This window comes from Pseudomonas sp. NFXW11, assembly GCF_049887815.1.
Taxonomy (GTDB): domain Bacteria; phylum Pseudomonadota; class Gammaproteobacteria; order Pseudomonadales; family Pseudomonadaceae; genus Aquipseudomonas.
This window is the reverse complement of sequence record NZ_JAGEKI010000010.1, coordinates 23161-44094: the sequence shown is the minus strand read 5'-3', so window position 1 is coordinate 44094 and position 20934 is coordinate 23161. Positions and strand designations below refer to the sequence as shown.

General features: G+C 62.6%; 21 protein-coding genes. 6 read left to right on the top strand and 15 right to left on the bottom strand.

Annotated features, from left to right (window positions below):
* Positions 1-10: 10 nt before the first annotated feature.
* Together J4P02_RS16745 and J4P02_RS16740 are read right to left on the bottom strand one after the other, a co-directional pair.
* The gene (locus J4P02_RS16745) at positions 11-772 is read right to left on the bottom strand and encodes a YdcF family protein (RefSeq protein WP_426192181.1); all 762 of its coding nucleotides are present in this window, start codon (positions 770-772) and stop codon (positions 11-13) included.
* Between the two features lie 127 nt (positions 773-899).
* A complete protein-coding gene (locus J4P02_RS16740) occupies positions 900-1220 on the bottom strand; it encodes a hypothetical protein (protein WP_426192179.1) in 321 nt (106 codons plus the stop codon).
* 261 nt (positions 1221-1481) lie between these two features.
* Between J4P02_RS16740 and leuS the strand changes: the two genes are divergently transcribed.
* The 5 genes from leuS (at position 1482) to J4P02_RS16715 (ending at position 7524) form a co-directional block, all read left to right on the top strand.
* Entirely contained in the window at positions 1482-4088 is a 2607-nt protein-coding gene (gene leuS, locus J4P02_RS16735; RefSeq protein ID WP_426192177.1) for a leucine--tRNA ligase, read from the top strand.
* Positions 4089-4179: 91 nt separating this feature from the next.
* Complete coding sequence (gene lptE / locus J4P02_RS16730) at positions 4180-4785, top strand: LPS assembly lipoprotein LptE (RefSeq protein ID WP_426192175.1); 606 nt, start codon at positions 4180-4182, stop codon at positions 4783-4785.
* Positions 4786-4824: 39 nt separating this feature from the next.
* Positions 4825-5865, top strand: a complete 1041-nt coding sequence (holA, locus tag J4P02_RS16725) for a DNA polymerase III subunit delta (protein ID WP_426192173.1) — start codon at positions 4825-4827, stop codon at positions 5863-5865.
* A 108-nt stretch (positions 5866-5973) separates the two neighbouring features.
* Entirely contained in the window at positions 5974-6138 is a 165-nt protein-coding gene (arfA, locus tag J4P02_RS16720) for an alternative ribosome rescue factor ArfA (protein ID WP_426192171.1), read from the top strand.
* Between the two features lie 63 nt (positions 6139-6201).
* Entirely contained in the window at positions 6202-7524 is a 1323-nt protein-coding gene (locus tag J4P02_RS16715; RefSeq protein WP_426192169.1) for a lytic murein transglycosylase, read from the top strand.
* Between the two features lie 40 nt (positions 7525-7564).
* Here the strand turns inward: J4P02_RS16715 and J4P02_RS16710 are convergent, their stop codons facing one another.
* The 13 genes from J4P02_RS16710 to J4P02_RS16650 form a co-directional block, all read right to left on the bottom strand.
* Positions 7565-8512, bottom strand: coding sequence for a S66 peptidase family protein (locus J4P02_RS16710; RefSeq protein WP_426192167.1), 948 nt, complete (start codon positions 8510-8512; stop codon positions 7565-7567).
* A gap of 163 nt (positions 8513-8675) precedes the next feature.
* A complete protein-coding gene (gene lipA / locus J4P02_RS16705; RefSeq protein WP_426192165.1) occupies positions 8676-9698 on the bottom strand; it encodes a lipoyl synthase in 1023 nt (340 codons plus the stop codon).
* A gap of 1 nt (position 9699) precedes the next feature.
* Positions 9700-10347, bottom strand: coding sequence for a lipoyl(octanoyl) transferase LipB (gene lipB / locus J4P02_RS16700; RefSeq protein ID WP_426192163.1), 648 nt, complete (start codon positions 10345-10347; stop codon positions 9700-9702).
* The gene (locus J4P02_RS16695; RefSeq protein WP_011063665.1) at positions 10347-10622 is read right to left on the bottom strand and encodes a DUF493 domain-containing protein; all 276 of its coding nucleotides are present in this window, start codon (positions 10620-10622) and stop codon (positions 10347-10349) included. The genes lipB and J4P02_RS16695 overlap by 1 nt, the downstream gene beginning before the upstream one ends.
* Before the next feature lie 81 nt (positions 10623-10703).
* Positions 10704-11861, bottom strand: a complete 1158-nt coding sequence (locus tag J4P02_RS16690; RefSeq protein WP_426192160.1) for a D-alanyl-D-alanine carboxypeptidase family protein — start codon at positions 11859-11861, stop codon at positions 10704-10706.
* A 179-nt stretch (positions 11862-12040) separates the two neighbouring features.
* Positions 12041-13048, bottom strand: coding sequence for a septal ring lytic transglycosylase RlpA family protein (locus J4P02_RS16685; protein ID WP_426192158.1), 1008 nt, complete (start codon positions 13046-13048; stop codon positions 12041-12043).
* Positions 13048-14070 carry a lytic murein transglycosylase B gene (gene mltB / locus J4P02_RS16680; RefSeq protein WP_426192156.1) on the bottom strand — a complete coding sequence of 341 codons (1023 nt, stop codon included), beginning with the start codon at positions 14068-14070 and terminating at the stop codon, positions 13048-13050. Before mltB ends, J4P02_RS16685 begins: the two co-directional genes overlap by 1 nt.
* Before the next feature lie 5 nt (positions 14071-14075).
* Positions 14076-15179: a rod shape-determining protein RodA gene (gene rodA / locus J4P02_RS16675; RefSeq protein ID WP_426192522.1), complete on the bottom strand. Its 1104-nt coding sequence runs from the start codon at positions 15177-15179 to the stop codon at positions 14076-14078.
* Between the two features lie 31 nt (positions 15180-15210).
* A complete protein-coding gene (mrdA, locus tag J4P02_RS16670; RefSeq protein ID WP_426192154.1) occupies positions 15211-17106 on the bottom strand; it encodes a penicillin-binding protein 2 in 1896 nt (631 codons plus the stop codon).
* A gap of 12 nt (positions 17107-17118) precedes the next feature.
* Positions 17119-17586: a 23S rRNA (pseudouridine(1915)-N(3))-methyltransferase RlmH gene (rlmH, locus tag J4P02_RS16665; protein WP_003185785.1), complete on the bottom strand. Its 468-nt coding sequence runs from the start codon at positions 17584-17586 to the stop codon at positions 17119-17121.
* Positions 17587-17595: 9 nt separating this feature from the next.
* Positions 17596-18090, bottom strand: a complete 495-nt coding sequence (gene rsfS / locus J4P02_RS16660; RefSeq protein WP_426192151.1) for a ribosome silencing factor — start codon at positions 18088-18090, stop codon at positions 17596-17598.
* A 70-nt stretch (positions 18091-18160) separates the two neighbouring features.
* The gene (gene nadD / locus J4P02_RS16655; RefSeq protein ID WP_426192149.1) at positions 18161-18805 is read right to left on the bottom strand and encodes a nicotinate-nucleotide adenylyltransferase; all 645 of its coding nucleotides are present in this window, start codon (positions 18803-18805) and stop codon (positions 18161-18163) included.
* Entirely contained in the window at positions 18805-20070 is a 1266-nt protein-coding gene (locus J4P02_RS16650; protein ID WP_426192147.1) for a glutamate-5-semialdehyde dehydrogenase, read from the bottom strand. Before J4P02_RS16650 ends, nadD begins: the two co-directional genes overlap by 1 nt.
* 176 nt (positions 20071-20246) lie before the next feature.
* On the opposite strand from J4P02_RS16650, the gene J4P02_RS16645 reads away from it, so the two are divergent.
* Positions 20247-20933, top strand: a complete 687-nt coding sequence (locus J4P02_RS16645; RefSeq protein WP_426192144.1) for a DNA-3-methyladenine glycosylase — start codon at positions 20247-20249, stop codon at positions 20931-20933.
* Position 20934: the final 1 nt, after the last annotated feature.

The following is a 20934-nucleotide window of genomic DNA, read 5'->3' as shown; positions in this document are numbered from 1 at the left end:
GAGCCGGTGCTCAGCGATAGAACACTCGATAACCCAACTGCCCCACCGCCTCGTTGAGCAACTGGCCACTTTGCCAGATCGACTTGAACTCAGGCATCCAGCCCCCTAGCGGCCGGGCATTGTCCACCCCGAGAAAGCCCACCGGCGCCGGCACCACGTCAAACCCTGCGTGCTCGAAGCTCCAGGCAGCGCGGGGCATATGCCAGGCTTGGGTCACCACCACTACCCGCTTGATGCCCAGGGGCAGCAGAACCTCGGCGCTGAACTGCGCGTTCTCCCAGGTGGTGCGGCTACGCCCTTCCTGCCAGCGTACCGTTACGCCGAAATCACTGAGCAGCGACTCGGCCATCAACGCCGCCTCGGTGGGCGGCGTACCGTAATGCAGGCCGCCACTGGTCAACAACGGCAAGCCTGAGGCCTTGGCCAGGCGCGCGGCATAACGCTCGCGCTCCAGCCCCACGCCAGTGGGCTGATCGGCCCCCCAGGCCGGATCGCCTCGCTCACGACCGGAACCCAGTACCACTATCGCATCCGCCTGCTGGGCCAGATTGGCCCACTGGCTCTGCTGCAGGGGCGGCAGTTGCTCAAGCCCGCGGGCGCCCCACTCCACCATCACCGGCAGGCTCATCAGCCAGAAGCCGCCCAAGCCAAAGGCAAAGCACCAGCGTGCCAGGCGCGGCCGGGAACGACGCAGGCTCCAGGCAAGCAATAGCAGAAGCAGGAGGATTCCAGGGGGCAGCAGCAGCTGTTTGATGAAGTAACGAAAAGGCATCGAGCATCTCCAAAAGATGCCCGAAGCCTAAAGGGGATGACCATGCGGCAACAACCGATGCCAAACACTTTTGCGCTTGAGGTCCTCGGCAACGACCTCACTCGACCCACCTGAGGGGCCCTGGGACTTACTTGAACAGCCGGGATCGGACTGTCACCGAATCCTTGACGGGCGCCTGATCCTTCAACCAGACGATGTTGGTTGAACGGGGCATTTCCTGGTGCGCAAGACTGCCCAATACACTGACCTGCATGTCTCGCTGGTTGCGGGCCAGGTAGGCCCTGATCAATTCGAACTCGGCGTGGCTCAACCCCCGCAATTCCAATTCGGCTGGCCGTTCATTGCGCAGTCGATCCGCGGTTCTTGCCACATCCAGGGCCAGGGCCAGTCGATTCAGCAGCCTTTCATACACCTCCGGTTCTGTAGCTTTTTGCTGCAATTCAAGCATCCGCTCACCTCATCGAAGAATAAGACTCACTCCCCTTTTTGAGCTTAGTCGGACAGCCGTAGGCGACGCATCGCTGCGACCAACGGCCCGCCCGTGTAATCAGGGTTTCCCTAGGCAGAGCGCGGTCATGTATGCTACGGCGCTTCCTGTCACTCCACTTCCAGCTCCACCGGGCAGCGAAAAACGCCATATCTGGCGTCATCCCTACCCCAGGTTGCGTTGAAGAGGATTAGGCCACCCCTATCCAGTACAAAAGTAGCCATGCACGAACACTATCAGCCCCGTGAGATCGAAGCCGCCGCCCAGTCGTTCTGGGATGAGCAAAAGTCCTTTGAAGTCAGTGAACAGCCAGGCAAGGAGACCTACTACTGCCTGTCGATGTTCCCTTACCCCAGCGGCAAGCTACACATGGGGCACGTGCGCAACTACACCATCGGCGACGTGATTTCCCGCTACCAGCGCATGCAGGGCAAGAACGTCCTGCAACCCATGGGCTGGGACGCCTTCGGCATGCCGGCGGAAAACGCCGCGATGAAGAACAACGTGGCTCCCGCCAAGTGGACCTACGAAAACATCGCCTACATGAAAACCCAGCTGCGCAGCCTGGGCCTGGCAGTGGACTGGTCCCGCGAGGTCACCACCTGCAAGCCGGACTACTACCGTTGGGAGCAGTGGCTGTTCACCCGCCTGTTCGAAAAGGGCGTGATCTACCGCAAGAACGGCACCGTGAACTGGGACCCGGTGGACCAGACCGTACTGGCCAACGAGCAGGTGATCGATGGCCGCGGCTGGCGTTCCGGCGCGCTGATCGAGAAGCGCGAAATCCCGATGTACTACTTCAAGATCACCGCCTATGCCGATGAGCTGCTGGAGAGCCTTGACGAACTGCCGGGTTGGCCCGAGCAGGTCAAGACCATGCAGCGCAACTGGATCGGCAAGTCCCGCGGGATGGAAGTGCAGTTCCCCTACGACCAGGCGTCGATCGGCGAAGCCGGCACCCTGAAAGTCTTCACCACCCGTCCAGACACCCTGATGGGCGCGACCTACGTCGCCGTGGCGGCCGAACACCCACTGGCCACCCTGGCTGCGCAGAACGATGCCGAACTGCAAGCCTTTATCGCCGAGTGCAAGGGCGGCAGCGTCGCCGAAGCCGACATGGCGACCCAAGAGAAAAAAGGCCTGCCGACCACTCTGTTCGTCGAACACCCGCTGACCGGCGAGAAACTGCCGGTGTGGGTCGCCAACTATGTGCTGATGCACTACGGCGACGGTGCGGTAATGGCCGTACCGGCCCACGACGAGCGCGACTTCGAATTCGCCAGCAAGTACCGCCTGCCGATCAAGGCCGTGGTCCGCACCAGCGCCGGTGATGAGACCCCAGCCCCGTGGCAGGACGCCTATGGCGAGCACGGCACACTGATCAACTCCGGCGAGTTCAACGGCCTGGATTTCCCGGGCGCATTCGACGCCATCGAAGTCGCCCTGCTGAAGAAGAATCTCGGTCAATCGCGCACCCAGTTCCGCCTGCGCGACTGGGGTATCAGCCGCCAGCGCTACTGGGGCTGCCCGATTCCGATCATCCATTGCGACAGCTGCGGCGACGTTCCCGTCCCGGAGAACCAACTGCCAGTGGTGCTACCAGAAGATGTGGTACCCGATGGCGCCGGTTCGCCATTGGCGCGCATGCCCGAATTCTACGAGTGCAACTGCCCAAAATGCGGCGCGCCGGCCAAGCGTGAAACCGACACCATGGACACCTTCGTCGAGTCCTCGTGGTACTACGCCCGCTACGCCTCGCCACACTATGAAGGCGGCCTGGTAGACCCGGCAGCGGCCAACCACTGGCTGCCAGTGGATCAGTACATCGGCGGTATCGAACACGCCATCCTGCACCTGCTCTACGCGCGTTTCTTCCACAAGCTGATGCGTGACGAAGGCCTGGTGAGTTCCAACGAGCCGTTCCAGAACCTGCTGACCCAGGGCATGGTGATTGCCGAAACCTACTACCGCCGCGAAGCCAATGGCAGCTACACCTGGTACAACCCGGCGGACGTCGAGCTGGAACGTGACAGCAAGGCCAAGATCATTGGCGCCAAGCTGATCAGCGACGGCCTGCCGGTGGAAATCGGTGGCACCGAGAAGATGGCCAAGTCGAAGAACAACGGTGTCGACCCGCAATCGATGATCGAACAGTACGGCGCCGATACCTGCCGCCTGTTCATGATGTTCGCTTCGCCGCCCGAGCTGAGCCTGGAATGGTCCGACTCCGGCGTCGAGGGTGCGCACCGCTTCCTCAAGCGCGTCTGGCGCCTGGCCCAGGCCCATGTCAGCCAAGGGCTGCCGGGGGCACTGGATCTCGCTAGCCTCAGCGACGAACAGAAAGTCATTCGCCGTGCCATCCACCTGGCCATCAAGCAGGCCAGCCAGGATGTCGGCCAGCACCACAAGTTCAACACCGCCATCGCCCAGGTGATGACCCTGATGAACGTCCTGGAAAAAGCCCCGCAAGGCAGCGACCAGGACCGTGCCCTGCTGCAGGAAGGCTTGCAGACCGTGGCCCTGCTGCTGGCTCCGATCACCCCGCACATCAGCCACGAGCTGTGGGCCCAATTGGGTCAGAACGGCGCCATCATCGATGCCGGCTGGCCGACCCTGGACGAAAGCGCCCTGGTCCAGGACAGCCTGCAACTGGTGATTCAGGTCAATGGCAAGCTGCGTGGCCAGATCGAAATGCCAGCCAGCGCCAGCCGCGAGGAAGTCGAAGCGGCGGCGCGCAGCAACGAGAATGTGCTGCGCTTCACCGAGGGCCTGACGATTCGCAAGGTCATCGTGGTGCCGGGCAAACTGGTCAATATCGTCGCCAGCTAAATTGGATCAGGTGCCCGATCGCGGATCGGGCGCCGAACAAAACCTTTAAGGGCCACAAGATGGGCCCATATGGTTTCAAGGGGAGCAATACATGATCAAACGTAATCTGCTGGTGATGGGCCTGGCCGTGCTGCTGAGCGCCTGCGGCTTCCAGCTGCGCGGCACCGGCACCCAGGAACTGACTATCAAGGAGCTGGACCTGAGCGCGCGCGACGCTTACGGCCCCACCGTGAAAATGCTTGAGCAGCAGCTGGAAAACAGCGGAGTGCGGGTACATGCCGGCGCGCCTTACAAACTGGTGCTGCTCAATGAAGAGAATGCCCAGCGCACCCTCAGCTACACCGGTGGCGGCGCTTCCGCCGAGTATGAAGTCAGCACCATTCTGCGCTACGAGATCCTGACTCACGACAACCTGCACCTGCTCAACGACAAGCTGGAAGTGCAGAAAGTCTTCCTGCACGACGGCAACAACATCACCGGCTCTTCCCAGGAAGCATCCGAGACCTACAAGGAAATGCGCCGCGACCTGATCCAGCGCATGTTGATCCGCCTGCAACTGCTGACGCCTCAACAGCTCGACGAGCTGTCGGCCACCGCCGAAGCCAAAGCCCGGGCAGAAGCCCAGGCCTTGGAAGCTGCACGCAAGGCTGAGGCGGAAACACCGCGCCAGTCCCCCCTGGAACTACCGAACCAGTAAGCCTGGTGGGGCGCTCAAGCGCCCCACTGGCACCCGCCTATGAAACTTGCTCCCGCTCAACTCGGCAAACACCTGCAAGGCAGCCTCGCTCCGGTCTACGTGATCAGTGGCGATGACCCCCTGCTCTGCCAGGAAGCCGCCGACGCCATCCGTTCTGCTGTACGCCAGCAGGGCTTCGACGAGCGCCAGGTATTCAGCGCCGACGCCAACTTCGACTGGGGCACCCTGCTGCAGGCCGGGGCCAGCATGTCGCTGTTCGCGGAGAAGCGCCTGCTGGAACTGCGCCTGCCCTCGGGCAAGCCGGGAGACAAGGGCGCGGCGGCACTGATCGAATACTGTTCACGCCCGGCCGACGACACAGTGCTGCTGATCAGCCTGCCCAAGCTCGACGGCAGCGCGCAGAAAACCAAGTGGGGCAAGGCCCTGATCGAAGGTGCCCAGACCCAGTTCGTGCAGATCTGGCCAGTGGATGCCAACCAGTTGCCGCAGTGGATTCGCCAGCGCCTGTCCCAGGCCGGGCTGTCCGCCAGCCAGGATGCCGTGGAACTGATTGCCGCCCGGGTGGAAGGCAACTTGCTGGCCGCCGCCCAGGAAATCGAAAAGCTCAAGCTGATGGCCGAGGGTGGACAGATCACCGTGGAAACGGTGCAGGCCGCCGTGGCCGACAGCGCCCGCTTCGATGTCTTCGGCCTGGTGGATGCGGTTCTCAACGGCGAGGCCGCCCACGCCCTGCGCATGCTCGAAGGGCTGCGGGGCGAAGGCGTCGAACCGCCGGTGATTCTCTGGGCCCTGTCCCGGGAACTGCGGTTGCTGGCAGGCCTGGCCCTGCAATTCAGCCAGGGCGTGCCCCTGGACAAGGTCTTCAGCCAGGCGCGACCGCCGGTCTGGGACAAGCGCAAGCCGCTGATGAGCAAGGCCTTGCAGCGCTATTCCGCACCGCGCTGGAACCAGCTGCTGCTGGATGCGCAACGCATCGACGCGCAGATCAAGGGCCAGGCCAGCGGTTCCCCGTGGAGCAGCCTGAGCCGCCTGTCGCTGCTGATGGCTGGCCAGCGCCTGGCCTTGCCCGCTGACCAGTAAGTCTCTGCACAGACCATTCTGCTGCACCAGAGTACTGGACAGCCTGTGCACTCTGGCCGATGATGCGCACCGCAACACCCTCTATTCCCAAGCCAGCGAGCACTCGACATGAGCAAGAAGCCATCCAAGCATGGCCCCAACAAGGCCAAATCCATCATTGCCCAGCCACTGTTCCGCAGCCGTCAGGAACGCCCGGCCAAGGGCAAAGGCAGCTACCACCGCGAAGCCTTCCAGTCTAAAAGCTGGGAGGCTTCTTACTTTCTGGCCGCCTGAAGCCCAGAACCCCGTTGGCATGATAAGGTCTGCACCTGATTGTTTTTCTCTCTGGACCTGTGCATGCCCTTTTGTCTTTCCCGTCGTTGGCAGATGCGCCAACTGATCGCTGCCTCCAGCCTGATTCTGCTAGTCGCCTGCGCGGAAAAACCCACCGCCGCCGACGCCCAACCGTTGCCCGCCCTCCAGGCAGCCCCCCTTGCCGCACCTGCCACTGTCGCGCCGCTGGCCGTCGACAACCTGGACATCCAGCCCACCATGAGTTTCGAGCAATGGCTCAGCGGTTTCCGTGCCGAAGCCTTGAATGCGGGCATTCGCCCCGAGGTGTTCGACCAGGCCTTCGCCGGAGTCACTCCGGACCTGAGCGTGATCAAGGCCGACCGTAGCCAGCCGGAATTCACCCGTCCGGTCTGGGAGTACCTGGATGGCGCACTGTCGCCGGTACGGGTACGCAAGGGCCAGGCACTGCTGGTGCAGTACAGCGACATCCTGCAGCGCATCGAACAGCGCTATGGCGTGGATCGCCAGGCACTGGTGGCGGTGTGGGGCATGGAAAGCAATTTCGGTGATTTCCAGGGCAACAAGTCGGTGATCCGCTCCCTGGCCACCCTGGCCTATGAAGGACGACGCCCGGCTTTTGCCAACAGCCAGTTGATCGCCGCCTTGCAGATCATCCAGCACGGCGACATCCAGCCGGAGAAGATGCTCGGCTCCTGGGCCGGCGCCATGGGCCAGACCCAGTTCATACCCACCACCTACAACACCCATGCCGTGGACTTCGACGGCGACGGCCGCCGGGATATCTGGAACAGCCCGGCCGATGCCCTAGCCTCCACCGCGCACTACCTGCAAAGCTCCGGCTGGCAGAAAGGCCAGCCCTGGGGCCTGGAAGTCCAGCTCAACAGCGGCTTCGACTACGCCCTGGCCGACGCCAGCACCCGCAAGAGCGTGGGCGAATGGCTGCGCCTGGGGATGGTTCCGGTCAATGGCAAGGCCCTGCCCTATGGCGCGGAACAGCTCTCCGCCTCGCTGCTGCTGCCAGCGGGCTACCGCGGGCCGGCCTTCCTGATCCTGGATAATTTCCGGGCGGTGCTCAAGTACAACAACTCGTCGTCCTACGCCCTGGCGGTCAACCTGTTGTCGGAGCGTTTCAATGGCGCCGGGATGATCAGCGGCGGCTGGCCCAAGGATGACCTGCCACTGAGTCGTTCCGAACGCATTGAATTGCAGACCCTGCTCAGCGCCAACCAATACGACGCCGGCAACCCGGACGGAATCATCGGCGCCAATACCCGCAAGGCCATTCGCAGTGCCCAGCAAGCCCTGGGCTGGCCGGCAGACGGCTACCCGACCCACAAGCTGCTGGACAGCCTGCGCAACCGCTAGCTCGGAACCCGGCGAAGGGCCCGGCCCTTCGCCATCTCAACTACTTGAACACCACGTCCTGCGCCAGGGTCAGCTCCCTGGCCCCCGCATCCAGGCGCACCAGCGCGCCCATGGGCAAACTCAGGTTGGGATCGCAATGCCCGCTGCGCCACCCCGCCAGCAGCGGAATCCGCAGCGGCTCGAAGGTCTGCTTGAGCAGGCCGCACAAGGCGCTGAAGTCCACTCCCGCCACATCGCCTACCAGCACCCCGCGCACCCCGTCGAGCTTGCCCGCCAGGCGCAGATGATTGAGCAGCCGGTCGATGCGGTACAGCGGCTCGTTGACGTCCTCGATAAACAGGATGATGCCGTCGGTATTGATCTCGTACGGCGTGCCCAGGGTACTGGCGATGATCGACAAGTTACCCCCCAGCAGCGGGCCTTGGGCAATGCCCGGTTCCACCGTGGTCAAGGGGAAAGCCACCGGGTGGGGTAGCAGGCTGCCGGCCTTGACCTGCCCCCTGAGCAGGTTGAAGAAAGAGGCCTCGGTGGGCGGCTGCTTATCGCCCAGCAAGTCGGCATTGAGCATCGGGCCGTGAAAGCTGACGAACCCCGCATAGCGGTTGATGGCCAGGTGCAAGGCGGTGATATCGCTGTAGCCGATAAAGGGCTTGGGATTACGTCGCAGCAGGTCGTAGTCGATCTTGTCCAGCAGCCGCGGGCTGCCATAACCACCGCGCAGGCAGAGAATGGTGTCCACCTCCGGGTCGGCGAAGGCTGCATGTAGATCGTCGAGACGCACCTGATCACTACCGGCCAGATAGCCTTGCTGCTGCCCGACCCCGGGGAAGATCCGCAGCTGGTAGCCCCGGGAACGCATCCATTGGCGGGCCTTTTCGGTATCCAGGGCTGCGGGGCCGGCAGGGGCGATCAGGCCAATGGTGCCTTCCGCGGCCAGGGCCGGTACGGGCAGGTGGGCATGAAGGGCGGCAGTCGGTTGGATGGGCATGCAGATTCTCCCTGTGTGGATTCACCCCAGCACAGTAGCCATGAATCTGTTGAAACTGAAGTGTTGGGGCTGCCCGAGCGGGATAAAAAACCGCTGGAATGGCCCAGGTGCTCGAAAGAGCCGGGAAACTGCCCGCAAGGCCGCAGCCTTGCGGGCAGGTCGATCAGGAAACCAGGCCTTCTTTGGCCAGCTTGGCCTGCTCGTCGGCATGGTAGGAAGAACGCACCAGCGGGCCGGAGGCAACGTTCTTGAAGCCCATCCGGTAGCCTTCCTCGGCGAACCAGGCAAAGGTGTCCGGATGCACGAAACGCTGGACCGGCAGGTGGTTGCGCGACGGCTGCAGGTACTGGCCGAGGGTCAGCATGTCGATGTCATGCTCACGCATGCGCTTCATCACTTCGATGACTTCATCGTCGGTCTCGCCCAGGCCCAGCATCAGCCCGGACTTGGTCGGCACATGGGGCACCAGCTGCTTGAACTTCTGCAACAGGGTCAGCGACCACTGGTAGTCCGAACCCGGACGCGCGGCCTTGTACAGGCGCGGCACGGTTTCCAGGTTGTGGTTGAACACATCCGGTGGCGTAGCAGCGGTTATTTCCAGGGCGACATCCATACGGCCACGGTAATCGGGCACCAGGGTTTCCAGCTGGACATTCGGCGACAGCTTGCGGATCTCGCGGATGCAATCGGCAAAGTGCTGGGCACCACCGTCACGCAGGTCGTCGCGGTCCACCGAGGTGATCACCACGTACTTCAGGCGCAGGTCGGCGATGGCCACCGCCAGGTTCATCGGTTCATCGACATCCAGGGGTTTTGGACGGCCATGGCCCACGTCACAGAACGGGCAGCGACGGGTACAGATGTCGCCCATGATCATGAAAGTGGCGGTACCGCCAGAGAAGCACTCCCCCAGGTTCGGGCAGGATGCCTCTTCGCAGACGCTGTGCAGCTTGTGCTTGCGCAGCAGCTGCTTGATCCGGTCGACCTCCGGGGAAACCGGGATACGCACGCGGATCCAATCCGGTTTCTTCGGCAGTTCGGTGGTCGGAATGATCTTCACCGGAATACGCGCGACCTTTTCCGCACCGCGCAATTTGACGCCGGCTTCAACTTTCGGACGGGCCGCTCGCTCGGAAACATCCAGCGTCGGGATCAGGGTTTGAACAGCGTCTTGCGCAGTAGTCATATCAGTCGATTCCGCCCGTTAGGGTCGTCTGCTCAGCATAGTCGAGGTGTTTGACGAGCTGCGCACGCAGCCGGGCACTTACCTCGGCAAATTCAATCGGCCCTGCATGGTCGCTCAGCTGGGTCATGGGCAACCCGGCATAACCACAGGGGTTAATCCGTCGAAACGGTTGCAAGTCCATGTCCACGTTCAGCGCCAGGCCATGAAAGGAGCATCCATGACGGATACGCAGGCCCAGCGAGGCGATCTTCGCCCCATCGACATAGACACCCGGTGCATCGGGCTTGGCCGCCGCCGGCACGCCGTAGCTGGCCAGCAGCTCGATCAGGCATTGCTCCATGCGGCTTACCAGGTCCCGCACGCCAAAGCCCAAACGGCGCACATCCAGCAGCAGGTAGGCCACCAGCTGGCCCGGACCGTGGTAGGTCACCTGACCACCACGATCGGCCTGCACCACCGGAATATCTCCCGGCAGCAACAGATGCTCGGCCTTGCCGGCCTGCCCCTGGGTAAACACCGGAGCATGCTGCACCAGCCAGACTTCGTCCGGAGCATCGCTGCCGCGTTCATTGGTGAAGCGCTGCATGGCCTGCCAGACCGGCTCGTAAGCCATCAGGCCAAGCTCACGAAAGCCCAGCGTCTGTGACATCACAGCACCATGTGGACGACACCTGTAGCGCGCAGGGCACTATTGATATCACGCAGTTGGTCTTCACCGGTGGCGGTGATGTGCAGTTGTACCGTGGTGTACTTGCCATTGCTGCTTTGACGCTCGGCCAGGGACTTGATGTCCAGCTTGGCGTACTTGGCAAGGATCTCGATCACGGTGTCCTTGAAGCCGACAACCGTGTCACCGATCACCTTGATCGGATAGTCGTCGACGGGGAATTCAATCTTGTGCGACTTAACGTCAGTGTCTGTCATGGCAGTAACGGCCTCGTAAGCCGTGGCGACGAACATGGCCCCCGCTCCACTTCGGAACGAGGGCCACGCGGGTCGACAATATCAGTTGAACAAGCCGTAGAAGAATAGACGGATGCTATCCCACATGCGGCGGAAGATACCACCTTCCTCGACCGCGTCCAGCGCGATCAGGTCGGCGCTGTGCACCACTTTGTCGTCGAGCTTCACTTCGACCTTGCCAATCACGTCGCCCTTGGCGATCGGCGCCACCAGGTGCGGGTTCATGGTCATGCTGGCAGCGAGCTTCTTGAGCTGGCCTTTAGGCATGGTCATGGTCAGGTCTTCGGCCAGGCCGGCCTTGACCTGGTTCGAAGTGCCCTTCCACACCTGGGCCTGAGCCAGCTCGGTGCCCTTCTGGTAGAAGGTCTGGGTTTCGAAGAAGCGGAAGCCGTAGGTCAGCAGTTTCTGGGTTTCAGCGGCACGGGCCTGCTCGCTGTTGGTACCGAAGACCACCGCGATCAGGCGCATGCCATCACGTACCGCCGAGGACACCATGCAGTAGCCGGCCTCGTCGGTGTGGCCGGTTTTCAGGCCGTCGACGGTTTTGTCGCGCCACAGCAGCAGGTTGCGGTTGGGCTGCTTGATGCCGTTCCAGAAGAATTCCTTCTGCGAGTAGATCGCATAATGTGCGGGATCTTCGTGGATGATCGCGCGCGCCAGCAGTGCCATGTCATGGGCCGACGAGTAATGCTCGGGGTTCGGCAGGCCGGTGGGGTTCATGAAGTGGCTGTTGCTCATGCCCAGGTCGCCGGCAGTCTTGTTCATCATGTCGGCGAAGGCGTCTTCGCTACCGGCGATGTGCTCGGAGACCGCGACACTGGCGTCGTTGCCCGACTGGATGATGATGCCGTGCAGCAGGTCGCTGACGGTAACCTGCGAGCCCACCTTGATGAACATCCGCGAACCACCGGTACGCCAGGCGTTCTCGCTGACGGTTACCGGATCATTCTCGCCGATCTGGCCACGGCGGATTTCCAGGGTCGCGATGTAGGCGGTCATCAGCTTGGTCAGGCTGGCCGGCGGCAGGCGCTGGTCACCGTTGTTCTCCACCAGCACGTTACCGCTGCTGGCGTCCATGAGCACATAGGATTTGGCGGCCAGTTGCGGTGGCGACGGCATCGCTTCGACCGCCCAGGCGGCGGGCGTGATGATCAGCGGGACAAGCAGGCACAGGCGTTTGGCAAAGGTGGTGATGTTCATCCGTCTCTCGAAGTTGCTAATGGAAACTTGCCCTTGCGGGCAAAACTATTTCAGACAGCTTTCTAAAGAGCTGTCGCGTGTGCAGTTGTTCACTCACAGACCCTTGCCGGGCTTTTGTTGTTCGACGAGCCAACAACCCGGGTCCGCCCCCCAATACCGCAAGCGGACCTTCAATCTTTCTACTCGGCAGTGACCACGCTGGCCTGGCCCAGATTGGCCAGGCGCACACTGTTCTGCGCTTGCTGGGCTTCACCCGGCGAACCGAATGGCCCCAGGCGGACCCGATGCAGGGTCTGCTGGTTGCGTACGATCGAGCTGATGAACACCGGGGCGCTCACCATCCCGCTCAATTTCGAACGCAACAGCTCGGCAGCGTCGGGGTTGGCGAAGGCGCCCACCTGCAGATACTGGCCTGAAGCTGCTGCGGCACCGCCTCGGTTGTCCACTTGCAGCGGAACCGCTGCGGCGGCGTGTTGCTGAGGTGGCGGCGTCCACTGTTCGACGCTGCCGGCCGAGGCCGTGACCACCGGCGCGCTATTCTGCGCCACTTGCGGTTCGTTGAGCATTAATGGCGCCGGACGGCCACGCTGGGCCCACCATTGCTGCGGATCTATCCCTTCGACCTTGACCCGGGCGGTGCCGGTCTCGGCATAGCCAAGCTTCTTCGCCGCCGCATAGGACAGGTCGATGATGCGGTCGGAGTAGAACGGACCACGATCGTTGACCCGCAGGATCACCGTGCGGTTGTTGTCCAGGTTGGTGACCTTGACATAGCTGGGCAGCGGCAGGGTCTTGTGCGCGGCACTCATGCCGTACAGATCATAGACCTCGCCATTGGCGGTGTTCTGGCCATGAAACTTGGTGCCGTACCAGGAAGCCGTGCCGGAGGCCACGTAGTTCTTGGATTCCTGGATCGGAAAGTAGGTCTTGCCCAGCACCGTATAGGGGTTGGCCTTGTAGGGCCCGGTATGCAGGGTCGGGGTTGCATCGGGGATGCGCGACACATCGACATCCCACCAAGGCGCACCGTCCTTGTGGGCACGGTTGATGTCCAGGCCAGGCATGGCGCGCACGCCACTCGAGGATTTCTGCTGCGGCGAGCGGCTGGTGGAACAACTGACCACCAGCAGGGACAACGCGGCAAGCGCCAGCAGCTTCAGGGGTTTGCGGATTGGCATTGCCAGCATTACTTGACGCCCCGTGCTTGGACCAGCTGTTCAGACAACTGATGTACGGCCATGGCATACATCACGCTGCGGTTATAGCGAGTGATCGCATAAAAATTCTTCAGGCCCATCCAATATTCCGCACCGTTATCACCTTCCAGGCGGAAGGCGGTGACCGGCATATCGTCGCGCAGCGCATCATGACTCGACCAGCCCAGGGCCCGCAACTCCCCGACCGTCTTGGTCGGCTCGATCCCGGTGGTCAGGCCTTCGTCGACGCGATCGCCACGCACATCGGCACGACTGACCACCGGCTCGCCGGCAACCCAGCCATGACGCTTGAAATAGCTGGCGACGCTGCCGATGGCATCGTCCGGGTTGGTCCAGATATTGATGTGGCCGTCACCGTCGAAGTCCACCGCGTAGGCGCGGAAACTGCTCGGCATGAACTGCGGCAGCCCCATGGCTCCGGCATAGGAGCCCTTGAGGCTCAGCGGGTCGAGCTGTTCTTCACGGGCCAGCAGCAGGAACTCGCGCAGCTCCTTGCGGAAGAACTCGGCCCGGGGCGGATAATCGAAGCCCAGGGTGGACAAGGCGTCGATCACCCGGTAATTCCCGGTATTGCGACCGAAAAAGGTTTCAACGCCGATGATCGACACAATCACCTGGGCCGGCACCCCATATTCCTGCTCGGCACGGGCCAGCACCGCTTCGTGCTGGCGCCAGAAGTCCACACCGCGGGCAATGCGCGCGTCGGTGAGGAACATCGGCCGGTATTCCTTCCACTGCTTGACGCGCTCGGCAGGCCGGGAGATGGCGTCGAGAATCGACTGCTTGCGTTCGGCCTCGCGGAACACCCCCATCAGCTGCTCACCGGCGAAACCATAGTCGCGGGTCATTTCGCCGACAAATTCGGCCACCTGCGGCGAACCTTCGTAATCACCGGCAAACGCACAGGGTGCAGCCCCCAGGATGCCTACCAGACCGACCCACGGCGCATGCCGAGCGGCCCAGCCACGCATTACTTGCATTGAATTCTTCACCTTAATCAAACCTGCGCGATCCACTTGCGATGGGTATGGATCGACATCAAAACCCCAAACGCTGACAGTAGCGTCACCAGCGAAGTTCCTCCGTAGCTGATGAAGGGCAACGGCACCCCCACCACCGGCAACAAGCCACTGACCATACCGATGTTGACGAAAACATACACAAAAAACGTCATGGTCAGGCTGCCCGCCAGCAACTTGCCGAACAACGTCTGCGCCTGGGCCGTGATCACCAGGCCGCGCCCGATCAGCAGCAGGTAGATCAGCAGCAGCGCGCAGATACCCACCAGGCCGAACTCCTCGCCCATCACCGCGATAATGAAGTCGGTATGGCTTTCCGGCAGGAAGTCCAGGTGCGACTGGGTGCCCAGCAGCCAGCCCTTGCCGAACACCCCGCCGGAACCGATGGCAGCCTTGGACTGGATGATGTTCCAGCCGGTACCCAGCGGATCGCTCTCCGGATCGAGGAAAGTCAGGATCCGCTGCTTCTGGTAGTCATGCATGATGAAGAACCACATGGCGATGGCCACCGGCACGGCGGCGGCCAGCACGCTGATGATCCAGCGCCAGCGCAAGCCCCCCATGAACAGCACGAAGGTGCCACCGGCGAGAATCAGCAAGGCGGTGCCCAGGTCGGGCTGACGCACGATCAGGACAAATGGGATACCGATCAGTATCAGACTGATCCCCACATGCTTGAGATGGGGCGGCAGGGTGCGCTTGGACAGGTACCAGGCGATGGTCGCCGGCATGATGATCTTCATGAATTCCGAGGGCTGGAAGCGGATCACCCCGGGGATGTTGATCCAGCGGGTGGCGCCCATGGCGTTGTGGCCCATGACGTCCACCACCACCAGCAGCACCACGCCGAACACATAGCCCAAAGGCACCCAGCGGGCCATGAAGCGCGGCTCGAACTGGGCAATGACGATCATCGACACCAGGCCGATGCCAAAGGAGGAGGCCTGCTTGGCCAGCAAGTCCCAGCTCTTGCCGCTGGCCGAATACAGCACGAACAGGCTGCCGGCGGCCAGGGTCAGCAGCAGCACCAGCAGAGGGCCGTCGATATGCAGGCGCTGCAGCAGCGTCGCGCGACGGCGCATCACATCCTCACTGGAGAGGATGCGGTCGAAATTACTCTTCACGGGCCGTAGCCTCCGCACTCATAGGGCTGGCAAATTCGGGCTTGAGCTGACCATCCGGACCCAGCAGCCAGGCATCCATCACCTGGCGCACCACCGGAGCGGCAACCCCGGAACCCGACTCACCGTTCTCGACCATCACCGAGACCACGATCTTGGGGTTTTCCGCCGGGGCGAAAGCCACGAACAGGGCGTGGTCGCGATGGCGCTCCTGAACCTTGGAGCGGTCGTACTTCTCACCCTGCTTGATGGCCACCACCTGGGCGGTACCACTCTTGCCGGCAATCCGATACGGCGAGCCCACGGCCGCCTTGCGCGCCGTACCGCGAGCGCCGTGCATCACCTGCTGCATGCCGTGATTGACCTTGAGCCAGTCCGAAGGATCCCGCAGGACGATATCCGCCATGGGGTTCGGGTCCACCGGCTTTTCACCCTCGATCGCCTTGGCCAGGTGCGGCCGGTTCCACTTGCCCTTGTTGGCCACCAGCGCCGTGGCCTGGGCCAACTGCAAGGGGGTCGACTGCATATAACCCTGGCCGATCCCGAGAATCAGGGTTTCCCCCGGGAACCAGGCCTGGCGCCGGGTCGCACGCTTCCACTCACGGGTTGGCATCAGCCCCGGAGACTCTTCGAACATGTCCAGGGAAACCTTCTGCCCGATGCCGAACTTGCTCATATAGGAAGACAGCCGGTCGATCCCCAGCTTGTGGGCCAGGTCATAGAAATAGGTGTCGTTGGAACGCATGATCGCGGTGTCCAGGTCGACATAACCGTCACCGGTACGGTTCCAGTTGCGGTACTTGTGATCGTAGTTGGGCAACTGGTAGTAACCCGGGTCGTAGACCCGCGACGACGCCGTCACCACCCCGGCGTCCAGGCCGGCAATGGCCACCGCCGGCTTGATGGTCGAACCCGGCGGGTACAGGCCGCGTAGCACCCGGTTGAACAGAGGGCGATCGATGGAATCGCGCAACTCGGCGTAGGCCTTGAAGCTGATGCCAGTGACGAACAGGTTGGGGTCGAAACTCGGCTGGCTGACCATCGCCAGCACTTCCCCGGTACTTGGGTCCAGCGCCACCACCGCACCGCGACGCCCGCCCAGGGCCGCTTCGGCCGCTTCCTGGAGCTTGATGTCGAGGCTCAGGACAATGTCCTTGCCCGGCACCGGATCGGTGCGCTTGAGTACCCGCAGCACCCGGCCGCGAGCATTGGTCTCGACCTCTTCGTAGCCCACCTGGCCATGCAGTTCCGGCTCGTAGAAGCGCTCGATGCCGGTCTTGCCGATATGGTGGGTACCGCTGTAGTTCACCGGGTCCAGGGACTTCAGTTCTTTCTCGTTGATCCGCCCCATGTAACCCACGGAGTGCGCGAAGTGCGCGCCCTGGGGATAGTGCCGGACCAGCTGGGCCACCACTTCCACCCCGGGCAGGCGGAACTGGTTCACCGCGATCCGGGCGATCTGCTCTTCCGTCAGCTCGAACAGAATCGGCACCGGCTCGAAGGGCCGCCGCCCCTGCTTCATGCGCTTCTCGAACAGCACTCGGTCTTCCGGGGTCAACTCCAGCACCTCGACAATCACATCGAGGACCTGCTGCCAGTTGCCCGACCGCTCACGGGTCATGCTCAGGCTGAAGCTGGGCCGGTTATCGGCCACCACCACGCCATTGCGGTCGAAGATCAGCCCGCGGGTCGGTGGAATCGGCTGCACATGCACCCGATTGTTTTCCGACAGCGTGGAGTGATAGTCGTACTGGATCACCTGCAGGTAATACAGGCGGGCAATCAGCACACCGATCAGGCAGACCACCATGATGGCGCCGAACACGACCCGGCCACGCACCAGACGGGCGTCTTTTTCGTGGTCCTTGATACGGATCGGCTGAGACATGGGGGGCGTGGGCTACTTGTGGTAAGGGTGCCCGGAGAGCACGGTCCAGGCGCGATACAGCTGCTCGCCGATAAGGATGCGCACCAGCGGGTGGGGCAAGGTCAGAGGCGACAGCGACCAACGCTGATCCGCCCGCGCACAAACCTCCGGCGCCAGCCCTTCCGGGCCGCCGACCATGAAGTTCACGGTGCGCGAGTCTAGGCGCCAGCGATCCAGTTCCACCGCCAGTTGCTCGGTACTCCAGGGCTTGCCGTGCACCTCGAGGGTGACGATGCGCTCGTTGGGCCCGACCTTGGCCAGCATGGCCTCGCCTTCCTGACGGATAAAGCGGGCCACATCGGCGTTCTTGCCCCGAGTGTTAAGCGGAATTTCCACCAGTTCCAGCGCCAATTCGGATGGCAGACGCTTGGCATATTCGTGCCAACCCTCTTCCACCCACTTGGGCATGCGCGAACCGACAGCGATCAGACGCAGGCGCACAGCCGTCCCTTATTCCTGGTCTTTGTTGAGCTTGTTGAAGTGCTCGTGACCGACTTCAGGGCTGTGGTGCTTGCCATCGGCAGCACGGCTCTGCTCGGCGCCTTTCCACAGGCGCTCGAGATCGTAGAACTGACGGGCGTTGGAAGTCATCATGTGGACAATGACGTCGTCCATGTCCAGCAGTACCCAGTCGCTGTCGCCCTTGCCTTCTTCACCCAGCGGCTTGACGCCCTGGGCTTTGACCATCTCGCGAACCTTGTCCAGCATCGCGCCGATCTGGCGGTTGGAGGTACCGGTGGCGATGATCATGTAGTCAGTGATGCTCTGCTTGTCACGCACGTCGATGACCAGCACGTCCTGGGCCTTGACGTCTTCCAGGGCCGCTACGGCAACCTTGACCAGCTCTTCGCCCTTGAGCGGCTCACCGCTGATGACTTTTTCCGGCAGCGGTGCACTTTTGAAGGTGCCTTTGCGCTTTACTTTGTTTACGTCGTTGTTGGTCATATAAAACTCGTTTTGCTCGTATGTTCGGGCGCTTCAATACACGACTGTTCGTGCCTTCAAGCGCGCCGCTTTAGTTCGACGCACGGTACAGTCCGTGCGCATCGATATAGGCCAGGACCGCGTCAGGCACCAGGAAACGTACCGACTTACCGCTGGCCAGCAGTTGACGGATCTGGGTGGCGGATACCGCAAGCGGTGTCTGCCAGACGAATGCAATGTGTCCGCCCGGCCCTTCGAGGGCCTGCGGATCGCTCACCGAGCGCGCCGCCAGCAGGTTGCGCAGGGCATCCGGCGGCTCGCTATCGGCATCCGGGCGTTGCAGCACCAGGATGTGGCAATGCTGGAGCAATTCTTCCCAACGATGCCAGGTGGGCAGGCCGCAAAAAGCGTCCCAGCCCAGTAACAAAAATAGCTGGTCGTCCGCGGCCAGTTCGGCGCGCATCTGTTCCAGGGTGTCGATGGTGTAGGACGGCTTGTCCCGCTTCAGCTCGCGGTCGTCCACCACCAGGGGGGCAACGCCCGCCACCGCGCACTGGACCATCGCCAGACGATCGAGTGCCGACACCTGCGGTGTATCCCTATGCGGCGGCCTGGCACTGGGTGTCAGGCGCAGCTCATCGAGTTGCATGGACTCGGCCACCTCCAGTGCGCCACGCAAGTGGCCGACATGCACTGGATCGAAGGTGCCGCCCAGCAAGCCGATACGTTTGCCCATCAAGTGCGCACGTGACCGTCGCCAAACACCACGTACTTCTCGCTGGTCAGCCCTTCCAGGCCCACCGGGCCACGGGCGTGCAGCTTGTCGGTGGAAATGCCGATCTCCGCCCCCAGGCCATATTCGAAGCCGTCGGCGAAGCGCGTCGAGGCATTGATCATGACCGAGCTGGAATCCACCTCGTTGAGGAAGCGCCGGGCGTCACTGAAGTTTTCGGTGACGATCGAGTCGGTGTGGTGCGAACCATAGGTATTGATGTGCTCGATGGCCTGCTCCAGGTTGTCCAGCACCAGGATCGAGAGGATCGGCGCGGTGTATTCGGTGCGCCAGTCTTCTTCGGTGGCCTCCAGTACATCGGCGCCGAGGATCGCGCGAGTCTGCGCGCAGCCCCGCAGCTCGACGCCCTTGTCGCGGTAGATTGCGGCCAATGGCGGCAGCACGCGCTCGGCGATGCCGGCATGCACCAACAGGGTTTCCATGGTGTTGCACGGCGCGTAGCGCTGGGTCTTGGCGTTGTCGGCGATGCGGATCGCCTTGTCCAGGTCCGCAGCCACGTCGATAAATACATGGCAGACGCCATCCAGGTGCTTGATCACCGGCACCTTGGCATCGCGGCTGACCCGCTCGATCAGGCTCTTGCCGCCACGGGGCACTATCACGTCGACGAACTCGGGCATGGTGATCAACGCACCCACCGCCGCGCGGTCAGTAGTTTCCACCACCTGCACCACATGGGGCGGCAGGTCGGCGGCGGCCAGCCCCTGCTGGATGCAGGTGGCAATGGCACGGTTGGAATGGATGGCCTCGGAACCACCACGCAGAATGGTGGCGTTGCCGGACTTCAGGCACAGGCTGGCGGCATCGATGGTCACGTTCGGCCGGGACTCGTAGATGATGCCGATAACCCCCAGGGGCACGCGCATCTTGCCCACCTGGATACCCGAAGGCAGGTAGCGCATATCGCGGATTTCACCGATGGGGTCAGGCAGCTTGGCCACCTGACGCAGGCCCTCGATCATCTCGTCGATACGCGCAGGCGTCAGCGCCAAGCGATCCAGCAAGGCCGGCTCCAGACCGTTGGCCCGACCACTGGCCAGATCCTGTTCATTGGCTGCGGTCAGTTCCGGTCGTGCCGCATCCAATGCATCGGCAGCCGCCAGCAGCGCACGGTTCTTCTGCGCGGTGGTGGCACGGGCGATCACCCGAGAGGCTTGGCGGGCAGCGCGACCCAAACGGGTCATGTAGTCAAGAACGGACTCAGTCATGGTCTGGTGTGGTCTTGGCGAAGAGGAAAGCGGCTGATTATAGCTGTCGCGCCCGTTCACGGACAGCGGTCACAGGCGGATGGTCGTAATGGAGTGTAAATACTTGTGGTTCAGCCTGAATTAAGCCTGGAGTTGTTATGCTTCTGTCACATTTTCCGCCATAACCCAGCGCCATCATGTCCATCCTGACCTCCGCGAAGCTGCCCAAAGCCCTGCCCGACTGCTTTTTCGACCGTGATGCGCAGCTGCTGGCGCGCGAGCTGCTGGGCAAGGTCATTCGCCACAAGGTCGGCGACCTGTGGCTGTCGGCACGCATCATCGAGACCGAAGCCTATTACTGCGAGGAAAAAGGCAGCCATGCCTCCCTCGGCTACACGGAAAAGCGTAAGGCGTTGTTTCTGGATGGCGGACACATCTATATGTACTACGCCCGTGGCGGTGACTCGCTGAACTTCAGCGCCCAGGGGCCCGGCAATGCGGTGCTGATCAAGTCCGCCTACCCCTGGATCGACGACATCTGCGGCCCCGCCAGCCTGGCGCAGATGCTGCTGAACAACCCGGACGCCAGCGGGCGGCCACGTCCGGTGCAAAAGCTCTGTGCCGGCCAGACCCTGCTATGCAAGGCCCTAGGCCTGAAGGTGCCGATCTGGGATGCCAAGCGCTTCGATCACGAAATCCTCTTCGTCGAAGACGTTGGCAGCGCGGTGCCACATATTCTGCAAACTACCCGCCTGGGTATCCCCCTGGGGCGCGACGAACACCTCATGTATCGTTTCGTCGATGCCGCCTACGCGCCCTACTGCACGCGGAACCCGCTGCGCCGCGGCCAGGTCGAAGGCCGCGACTACCTGCTGCTCGACTGAT